We start from the raw sequence: 6,000 nt of genomic DNA, 5'->3' as shown, positions 1-6,000 counted from the left end.
CTATGCTGCTTCAGCGCCGTGCAGGAACATGAGATTGACTCGAACTATCGGATCATCCGAACCTACGCCATCACCGCTCTCAAACCTGTCCTGCCAGCGGCGCTACTGGGACTGCGCTGGGCCAAGGCTGCGCTGAATGAGACCTTGGCCTTGATCGCAACACGTACCCATCGCGTGCGACCGGATCGCGCTAAACCACGTCCGCCTCGCCAGAAACCTCATCGACATGCCGCCTATAAGGCTTGCTGATGTCCTTATCTTGGGTGGATTGCGTCGTTAGGGGCGGTGCCAACGGAAGGACCGCTTTCGAAGCGTTAACTGCCGCCCCTCGCCGGTCACTCTAGTGCCCCGACCACGCTCTGCCGTCACGGCTTGCGCGAGCTCGCCGGTTGATTTATGCTGTGCAGTATGAACCAATCGACCATCAACTCGATTATTAGCGCCTCGCGAGTTTCGGCGGGATAGCTATTGAGTTGATAATATGCAATCACAACCCGCCCAGAAGGCGGGTTTTTTGCTTTCTGGGCTTATATGGTGCGTCTGGAAATGAATCAAGAAGCTAACGTAGTTGCCTGCTGTGACACGGCTGTTCTGCATATGGTTTGCGGAAAGATCGCTTCGGGCAAATCCACCCTAACGGTACGCTTGGCGGATGCCCCTCGGACGGTTCTGCTTAGCGAGGACAAATGGATCGCATGTCTTTACCCGGACGAGATCCATACGTTAACCGATTACGTGAGCCGCACAGCGCGCATAAGAGCACTTCTCACCGACCACGTCCAAACGCTCCTTGGGACGGGTCTATCCGTGGTTCTGGACTTTCCCTTCAATACGGCCGGCGCACGTGCGTGGGGCACCTCACTATTTCAGGCGGTTGCTTGCGAGCATCGACTTCATTATCTGGATGTGAGCGACGAAACCTGCAAATCTCGATTAAGGGCGAGGAACGTGTCAGGCGAGCATCCTTTCCAGACATCGGAAGAGCAGTACGATCAGATAACCAGTTATTTTGTGCCGCCTGCACACAGCGAAGGTTTTAACCTGATTGTCTATGACGAGATGGGAAATGTCCGCTGCCAAGCTGGATCATGATCTCCGAGTGCTCGGTTGGAGCGGGAAGGCGAGGCCCGCTTTTGGCCGAAGGCGGGCGATCGTCGGTCGCCAGCCGGCAGCGACCACGGATTTCCGCTTCCGACCCGTTGCCGCCACCCGGTCCACAAGGACGGCGAGGACCGTTCTCAGTACTTCATCAGCCATTCACCTGGGGGAACGTGTGCTGCTCGCCGGCCAGATCAGTCACCGCACGCAGGACTGCCACTGTGGCCGCCATCATTTCTCTTCCCGCATCGATGGCGTAAAGGTGATTCCTACCAGCAGTCCTTCCGGCCCGATGAAGCGACTGACAGTCTGGCCCCACGGCTCATTCCGGTTCCTGACCAGCATCCGATACCCTCGTGATTCAAGTTCTGCCGTAGCCGCTTCGACGTTCTCGACATCAAACTCAATCCAGGCTTGCGGGAGGGGTACGTCACTAGGCCACGAATCCGTGCCGAAGCACGACTGAGCGGCCTGAGAGAGCGGCCATAAGGCGAAAGTGTTTGCGCCTTTCAGAGTCTCCGTATGGAGGTAGCCGCCTTTCTCTTCCTTGAAGGGGATACCGAAGGTCCGACTGTAGAGCTCGCGGCTTGCCTGGGCTTCAAACACAATCGGGCCAAAGCCTGCGATGAACAAGGCCGTGGTTTTTGGGATCTTTTCCATGGCCTCTCCTTTGCCGCGAATGAGCGGCGCCATGAGGAACGAACATGCCCGCCCGCGCCCGTCAAACTGATGTGGCGGCCAGCCAGTATCCAGGTAGCGCAGGGCATGGATGAGTGTAGGCTTGTTGCAGGTGGCCGGCAGTCATCTCCACCCGGCAGCGAACGGCGATCGGGCGGGTTCGGTAGCGCTCGCGGCATCGACTGTGTGCGTCACGTCATAGGCGTACTGCGGACGCTCGATTGTCCCTTTCCTACTTTGGTCCAGCGGCCGTAGAGGGCCGAACTCAGCCGTCGGGCCGTCAGCCCGCCGCCGACATCGGGCGATAAACCAATAAAGAGTCCGCACAAGGCGGGCACCCTTCACCCTTGCCTGCTTCGAGCCACCTTTCATAAGAAGAAGTAGTAATGGGGATGACGGCCAAATGGCGGATTGATCACTGGTCGTCACGGGAAGGCCCAACGACCGGACGCCAACCCATTGCGATAGGCCATTGTCGACCCGAAGCGGCCGGTGGTTTTCGGGGGAAGCGGACGCTCGGAGACCTTGGCTTACGCCCATAGAGGCACAGACACTGCTCGCTATGTGCCGCGCGGCAGGCGAACGGCGAATGCGGTCTCAGTCTGATCGGACCGCGCCTCGATGGTGCCATCATGGGCCTTGGCAATTTCGCTCGCGATGAACAGACCGAGCCCAAGGCCAACCTGGCCGTTGTCCTTGTCTGCCTGATCCGGACCACGCTGGAGGGGGTCAAAGATGTGCTCCAGCGTCTGCGGGTCAATGGCGGGGCCGCTGTTCCTGACTTCGAAACGAACTTCTGCATCAGCGCCGGTCACCACCACGCGCACCGGCGTATCTGGTGCTCCGTATTTGATGGCGTTATGCACCAGATTGCCGAGCAGTTGCTGCAAACGCTGAGCATCCCAGAGCCCCTGTAGGTTGCCTTTTAGGTCCAGATCGATCTGGCGGCCTGGATGGGCTGCGCGCAACTGGTCCACCACATCGGCAAACACTTCCGTCAAATCGACGTCACTGCAGACGATGTTGATACCCAACCCCAACTTGGTTCGATTGAAGTCGCACAGGTCATCCAGAAGCGCCTGCATGCGGGCACCACTTCTAATCAGCCGACCTGCAGCATCCGAGATGTCTTCACCGGCATTCAGCGCTGCAAGGTACGACGCGGTCATCTGAATAGTGTGCAGGGGACTGCGCATGTCGTGTCCGAGCATTCCGAGCAACAGATTGCGAGCCTGTTCCACCTGCTCACTGAAAAAACTTACTGATTCCGCCAGTGCTTGATCGATAGCCTCGTTGAACCGGATCATGTCATCGAGATGCGGGGCATCTGGCTGAATTTCGTCTATCCACAAACGCAGGACGCTGGCGCGAAGTGCTCGATACTCATCTGCCAGTTGATTGATGTTGAAGCCTCCTCGGGCCCGCAAAAGTGCATGTGTCTGCGCGGCCGTCGCTGGCGCGTCGATCAGCTTGGGGGCGCGCCCCAGTGATTTCTCGCGTTGCTCTTCCCTCGTCTGTGGAGTCGATAGATCCTTGGCCACTGCCTCCAGAATCTGCTGGGCGTCGTCGCGCAAAGCGTGCGAGTCCATGCTCCTTGCAGCCGGCAGAAGAGATGCCGCAAACGCTTCCCATTGCTCCAGGATTGGCTCGATGTTCCGCAAAATGAAATCGGCTAGCCGCATGTCTGCTCCTGCAAACGAAATCAGATTCGGATGCTTGTACCTGAGGTCAGATTATGCACAAACCGGCATGGGCACGGGCGGTGAGTACGACGAGCCGCCTCAGGCTGTCCGTCGCTTGGGCAGGGGTACTCGAGGACCGGTTCTGCGCGCCGACTAATGAGGTGCGCACCGCGCACAACGCAGAACCAGCTCAGGGCAGGCTCTTTGGCTCCGAGGCAGGACGGCTATGCGTTGCCGCGCCGGAAGCGCCCTGGGCGCCGGCAGGCCCCTTACTGCGGTCAACCTTGCCGCGCGCTTCGCTCTTGTCCCTTTTGACACTCTCGCCGGCGGCACCGCTGGCGGCCTGCTCAGACAGCTCTGGGCGCCTGCCTGTGTCAGTTCCCGGTGTTGGAGGTGAACCGTAGCGACCGCCCTGAGCCCAAGCCGCAGCAACCGTTAGCGAAAGCACGACGAGGCAAGCTGAATTCTTCATTGCTGTCTCCTTGCAAGTGGATTGCGCACTCAGAAGGTGGGGTATCTTAGATTCTCAGACCTTCTTCACATAAGCGCTGCACCACCCATTCGCCGCAACCTGCTTACCGCCGAAGATTGGGCAAGGTCCCCACGCGTCACTGGCCTTTCCTTGGAACAATTGGCAGTTGCTGCACTTCTGGCTTGCCTCGTGTTTGGGAAACTTGGCCTTATCGACCTTCGTTGTGTCGTGTTTATATCCAAGGGAAACGGCTTGCGGATCGTTTTCATCAAGCTTCCCCGGCTGCGCTTTTGCGGGCGACTCGATGCCGGCCACGGTGACCGTTACAATGCTCGATATACCCTTCAGAAATGTTCGTCGAGTAGTCATCGCTGCACCTCCATTCGCGACATCGTTGCGCGGCTTGTGGCTTGTAAAACGCTGACCGCAAAAATCCCCCTCCTTTCACGGTAGACGCTCGCTCTGTAAACACAAGCTTGCGGCTCCCTCCATTGAGAACCCAAGAAGGACTCAAGCCCGACCGGCAGCAAACTTTGCTCCGCGCCTGCATGCAGCGGTTGCGGTTCGCTCCGGGAGGGGCCTTCAGCCACGAGAAAAGCGCTGCCTTTGCTCGGCGCGTCCGCCCAACTCCGTTACTCGGACATTCAGGCGTCGGTTATAGCCGGCTCAGGCGGAGGGCGTTGCCTTTGCCCAGATTTTCCTGCGGTTCAGCAGCAACGGAACGACACCTATGGCAATGCCTCCCATGCCGACGACATTGGTGATCCAATCGAAAGTGGGGATGCTGTAGAGCGCGATGAAGAAAAGGAACAGCCCGCTTCCCACCGGCCAGATGACGTGACTCACAGCACGCCACGACCCCTGCGCCAGCAGAGTGCGGTAGTACCAGCCGCAGGCAAGCCCAGTCAGTCCAAGGTAGAAGCAGATCTGAAAACCGATGGCGGTAATGGAATCCCGCAGGATGACGTTTATTGTCGGCAGATAAGACGACGCGAACAACAGCACGATTCCGGTAATCCAGATGAAGAAGATGGCGACATATGGCGTCCGCCAACGCGGATGCAAGCGCGCGTAGCGCTGGTGTAGCGCGCCATCGCGGCTCTTGGCAAAGAGGGTGCGCGTGAACTGCAGCATCTGCGTTTCTACCGTTCCCACAGTGCTCAGCAATACCGCGATGATTGCGACGTAGCCCCAGGTGGGCCCGAACAACTTCTCGGCGATGGCGAAGATGATGTTCGTGTTGTAGTGCTGGATCTCGGCATCCGACAGGCCGAGCAGCGTGATAACGATGAAGACGAGAAAGAACGCCATCAGGAACACCATCGACCAGAATGCGGCGCGACCCGGAGTGTGGTTCGGGTCACGCGTCTCCTCGCTGAGGTTCATGGTCACGTCCCAGCCATAGAAGAAGAAGATCGCTACCAGGGCACCGTTGGCGAACGACTTTGGCGAGAACGCGAAAGGCCAAAACCAAATCAACGAGAACTGGTGCTGCGGCGCGCGTGGGAACGTGAAGAAGCTCGCGACGATGATCACGAGCAGGATCACGCCTTCGATGATCGTCATCAGGACTTGCAGGTAACTGGTGAGTTTGATGCCCTTGACGATCACCGCGCTGACGAATGTGAGCCATGCGGCTGCGATCAGTGTCACGTAGTGCACGTTATTCATCAGCGGACGATTGAAGATGAGCAGCGTGGCATTGGCCGCGGGAATCATGGCGGAGACCATGAACACGCAGCACAGTACCAGAAGCGCCCAGCCGGCGAAGAAGCCGAGGACGCGCCCGAATACCATGCTCACCCACGAATAGGAGGTACCGGCACTCGCGACCGCATGGTTCATGTTGATGAACGCGAACGCGATACCGAACATGATGAACCCGCACACCAGGATGCTCGCCGGCGACAGTGTGCCGGCCGTCGCGATAATCGTGGAAGTCGTGATCTCGATGCTGTAGGCAGGCGCCGTGCCGGCGATGCCCATGATCACGGATTCGACGATTCCCAGCGAGCTGGCGTTGAGCCTGGTGGGGTGGTCCATGTGGCACGCGACTCGTGGTCGGCATTG

5 protein-coding genes and 1 pseudogene are annotated in these 6,000 nt (G+C 58.7%); 2 read left to right on the top strand and 4 right to left on the bottom strand.

Annotation, left to right across the window (positions count from 1 at the left end; genetic code table 11):
- Positions 1-249 (top strand): annotated as a pseudogene (locus A3A5_RS45150) (transposase); the annotation flags it as partial.
- A gap of 297 nt (positions 250-546) precedes the next feature.
- Positions 547-1,092 carry an ATP-binding protein gene (locus tag A3A5_RS42300; RefSeq protein WP_198293182.1) on the top strand — a complete coding sequence of 182 codons (546 nt, stop codon included), beginning with the start codon at positions 547-549 and terminating at the stop codon, positions 1,090-1,092.
- Between the two features lie 237 nt (positions 1,093-1,329).
- Here A3A5_RS42300 and A3A5_RS0130260 read toward each other — a convergent pair whose 3' ends face one another.
- The 4 genes from A3A5_RS0130260 to A3A5_RS0130250 all read right to left on the bottom strand — a co-directional run bounded on the left by A3A5_RS0130260 (position 1,330) and on the right by A3A5_RS0130250 (position 5,973).
- Positions 1,330-1,758 carry a VOC family protein gene (locus A3A5_RS0130260; RefSeq protein WP_018314190.1) on the bottom strand — a complete coding sequence of 143 codons (429 nt, stop codon included), beginning with the start codon at positions 1,756-1,758 and terminating at the stop codon, positions 1,330-1,332.
- A gap of 578 nt (positions 1,759-2,336) precedes the next feature.
- Positions 2,337-3,458: a sensor histidine kinase gene (locus A3A5_RS0130255; RefSeq protein WP_018314189.1), complete on the bottom strand. Its 1,122-nt coding sequence runs from the start codon at positions 3,456-3,458 to the stop codon at positions 2,337-2,339.
- A gap of 526 nt (positions 3,459-3,984) precedes the next feature.
- Entirely contained in the window at positions 3,985-4,299 is a 315-nt protein-coding gene (locus A3A5_RS42295; RefSeq protein WP_081624019.1) for a high-potential iron-sulfur protein, read from the bottom strand.
- Positions 4,300-4,596: 297 nt separating this feature from the next.
- On the bottom strand, positions 4,597-5,973 hold the full coding sequence (locus tag A3A5_RS0130250) for an APC family permease (RefSeq protein ID WP_018314188.1): 1,377 nt from the start codon (positions 5,971-5,973) through the stop codon (positions 4,597-4,599).
- Positions 5,974-6,000: the final 27 nt, after the last annotated feature.

It is taken from the genome of Cupriavidus sp. UYPR2.512 (assembly GCF_000379565.1).
Lineage (GTDB): Bacteria > Pseudomonadota > Gammaproteobacteria > Burkholderiales > Burkholderiaceae > Cupriavidus.
This window is presented reverse-complemented; position numbering and strand designations above follow the sequence as displayed.